The organism is Streptomyces sp. S6 (assembly GCF_054880855.1).
Genome location: NZ_JBTYMC010000453.1, coordinates 1 through 3,956 on the forward strand (window position 1 = coordinate 1; position 3,956 = coordinate 3,956).

Genomic DNA, 3,956 nt, shown 5'->3' on the forward strand with positions numbered 1-3,956 from the left:
GTCGCCGGGCTGGTGCGCGCCGCCCAGGCCGAGCACCCGGGCCGGATCGTGCTGGCCGACACGGACGGCGGCGAGCTGCCCGTCGCCGCGCTGCTGGCGGCCGGTGAACCCGACCTGGCGGTCCGTCAGGGACGGGTGCTCGGGCGGCGGCTGGAGCGGGTCGCCGCGACGAAGGCGCTGGAGGTACCGGTTGGGCCGTGGCGGCTGGACTGCGTGCCGCGTGGCTCGTTCGGCGACCTCACCCTCGTGCCCGACCCGCTCGCCGGGGCCGAACTCGCCCCCGGTGAGGTACGGATCGCCGTCCGCGCGGCCGGCGTCAACTTCCGGGACACCCTCATCGCCCTCGACCTGTACCCGGGGAAGGCCGACCTCGGTATCGAGGGGGCGGGTGTGGTCCTGGAGACCGGTTCCGGTGTCACTCGTTTCGCCGTCGGGGACCGGGTGACCGGCATGCTCGACGGTGCCTTCGCCGCCGAGGCGGTCGCGGACGAGCGGGTGCTGACCCGGGTGCCGGACGGCTGGAGCTTCGCCCGTGCCGCCGCGACGCCGGTGGTGTATCTGACGGCGTGGTACGGACTGGTGGACCTCGGGAAGCTCGAAGCCGGACAGCGCGTCCTGATCCACGCCGGTGCCGGTGGCGTCGGCACGGCCGCCGTCCGGCTGGCCCAGCACCTGGGGGCCGAGGTGTTCGCCACCGCCTCGCGCGGCAAATGGGGCGCGCTGCGTGCGGCAGGGCTGGACGACGCCCACATCGGCGACTCCCGCACTCTCGACTTCCACGATCATTTCCTGGACGCCACCGACGGCAAGGGCATGGACGTCGTCCTCAACTGCCTGGCCGGTGAAGCCACCGATGCCTCCCTGCGCCTGCTGCCCGAGGGCGGGCGGTTCGTGGAGATGGGCAAGACCGACCTCCGCGACCCCCACCAGGTCGCCGCTGACCACCCCGGTGTCACGTACCACTCCTTCGACCTCAGTGACGTCGGCCCCGATCGCATTCGGCACCTCCTCGACACCCTCTTCAGCGCCCCCACCCTCACCCCGCCTCCCATCACCACCTGGCCCGTCCACCACGCCCCCGACGCCTTCCGCGCCCTCGCCCAAGCCACCCTCACCGGCAAGGCCGTCCTCACCCTGCCCCCGGCCCCGGACACCGTCCTGGTCACCGGCGGCACCGGCACCCTCGGCACGCAGGTCGCCCGGCATCTCGTCCACCGGCACGGCGTCCGGCACCTGGTGCTGACCTCGCGCTCTGGAGCCGACGCGCCGGGCGCGGCGGAACTGAGGGCTGAGCTGGCCGCAGAGGGCGCCGAGATCCTGGTCGCCGCCTGCGACGCCGGGGACCGGGACGCCGTCGCCGCCCTGCTGGCCGACATCGACGGGCTCACCGGCGTCGTCCACTGCGCGGGCGTCACCGACGACGGTGTCCTGACCGCCCTGACGCCCGAGCGGACCGAGACGGTCCTGCGGGCCAAGGCGTACGGCGCCCGGCACCTGCACGACCTGACGGCCGATCGGGACCTGGCGTTCTTCGTCCTGTTCTCCTCCGCGTCCGCGACCTTCGGCGCCGCCGGGCAGGCCAACTACTGCGCCGCCAACGCGGCCGTGGACGCGCTGGCCGTCGAACGCGCACTGGACGGCAGGCCCGGCACGGCCATCGCGTGGGGGCTGTGGGAGGAGGCCAGCGGGATGACGGCCGGGCTCGGCGAGCGGGACCGGGAACGGCTGCGCCGCACCGGCACCCGGCCGCTGACGACCGCTCAGGGCCTCGCCCTGTTCGACGCGGCACTCGCCGGACGCGAACCGGCGGTCACCGCGGCCCCCTTGGACCTGCCCGCACTGCGCGCCCTCCACCGGGACCAGCCCGCCCCGGCGCTGCTCGGCGGACTCCTCGGACAGCCGGTGCGCAGGGCCGCCGCCCGCCGCACCACCGCCACCGACACCGGCGACCTGCGCACGGCCCTCGCCGCGCTGTCGGCCGAGGAGCGGTCGGAGCGGGTGATCGCCCTCGTCGTCGACCGCACCGCCCAAGTCCTCGGCCACGCCGACGCCTCCGACATCGATCCCGGGCAGGCGTTCAAGGACCAGGGCTTCGACTCCCTGACCGCCGTCGAACTCCGCAACCGGCTCACGGCGGCCACCGGACTCACCGTCCCGGCCACCCTGGTCTTCGACCACCCCTCGCCGGTGGCGCTCGCCGAGCACCTGCTGCGGCTGCTGCTGCCCGCCGAGACGGACCCGGCGGAGCGGCTGCGCCGGGACCTCGACCGGCTGGAGACGGCCGCCGAGGCCCTCACCCCCGGTGACCCGGCGCACGCCGAGACCGCCGAACGGCTGCGCCGCATCCTCGCCCGCCTCACCCCGGCCCCCGCCTCCGCCTCCGCCGACGGTGACGGGACGGCGCTGGAAGCGGCCGACGCGGACGAACTCCTCGCCTTCATCGACAGCGAGTTCGGCGACCTCACCTGACCGGCACCCGCCGGCCTCGACACCCTGTCCCTCCACCGAAGCGGCTCATCGGAGAACCCGTGGCGAACGACGAGAAGGTTGTTGACTACCTCAAGCGGGTGACCGCCGACCTCCAGCGCACCCGCAACCGGCTGAGCGAGCTGGAGAGCGACCGCCGGGAACCCGTCGCGGTCGTCGCGATGGCCTGCCGTTTCCCCGGCGGCGCCGACACCCCCGAGGCCCTGTGGGAGCTGGTACGCGAAGGCCGCGACGCCATCGCCCCCTTCCCCGAGGACCGGGGCTGGCACACCCAGGCCCTCGCCGACGCGGGGGTCCGTCTCGAAGGCGGATTCCTGTACGGCGCGGGCGAGTTCGACGCCGGGTTCTTCGGGATCTCGCCGCGCGAGGCGCTCGCCATGGACCCGCAGCAGCGGCTGCTCCTGGAGACGTCCTGGGAGGCCGTCGAGCGCGCCGGCCTCGACCCGCAGGCGCTCAAGGGCACCGACGGCGGGGTGTTCGTCGGCCTCACCGACCAGAAGTACGGCCCGCACGGCGAGGCCACGCTCAGCGAGGTGCGCGGGCACGTCCTGACCGGCACCACCAGCAGCGTCGCCTCGGGCCGGCTCTCCTACCACTACGGCCTGGAGGGCCCCGCCCTCACCGTCGACACCGCCTGCTCCTCCTCCCTGGTCGCCCTGCACCTCGCCACCCGCGCCCTGCGCGCCCGCGAGTGCTCCTTCGCCCTCGTCGGCGGCGCCACCGTGATGGCGGCGCCCGGCCTCTACGAGGAGTTCCTCCTCCAGGGCGGCCTCGCCTCCGACGGCCGCTGCAAGTCCTTCGCCGACACCGCCGACGGCACCGGCTGGGGCGAGGGCGCCGCCGTCCTCGTCCTCATGCGGCTCTCCGACGCCGTGCGCGACCAGCGGGCCGTCCTCGCCGTGATCCGGGGGACGGCCGTCAACCAGGACGGTGCCTCCAACGGTCTCACCGCACCCAACGGCCCCTCCCAGGAACGCGTCATCCGCGCCGCCCTCACCGACGCGGGCCTCAACCCCGGCCAGATCGACGCCGTCGAGGCACACGGCACCGGCACCCGGCTCGGCGACCCCGTCGAGGCGCAGGCCCTCCTCGCGACCTACGGGCAGGACCGCGAACTGCCGCTGTACCTGGGCTCGTTGAAGTCCAACATCGGGCACACCCAGGCCGTCTCCGGGCTCGGCGGCGTCATCAAGACCGTCATGGCGCTGCGGGCCGGCGTCCTGCCCAGGACCCTCCACCTGGACACGCCGACCGGCGAGGTCGACTGGAGCGCGGGAGCCGTCGAACTCCTCACCGAGGAACGGCAGTGGCCCGAGACCGGCCGACCCCGCCGCGCGGGTGTGTCGTCCTTCGGCATCAGCGGGACCAACGCGCACGTCCTCCTCGAACAGGCCCCGCCCGCCGAACCGGCCCCCGCCGACGAGCCGGACGGCCGCCCCACCGCGCTCCTGCTGTCCGCCCGCACCCCC

The 3,956-nt window shown here is 74.8% G+C and carries 2 protein-coding genes; both read left to right on the forward strand.

All coding sequences use genetic code 11. The features are described from left to right. Positions 1-2,469, forward strand: a 2,469-nt coding sequence (locus tag ACVNF4_RS33425; protein WP_461806625.1) for an SDR family NAD(P)-dependent oxidoreductase, incomplete at its 5' end; no start/stop codon positions are given. 59 nt (positions 2,470-2,528) lie between these two features. Next, the coding region (locus ACVNF4_RS33430; protein WP_461806626.1) for a type I polyketide synthase at positions 2,529-3,956 on the forward strand (1,428 nt) is incomplete at its 3' end.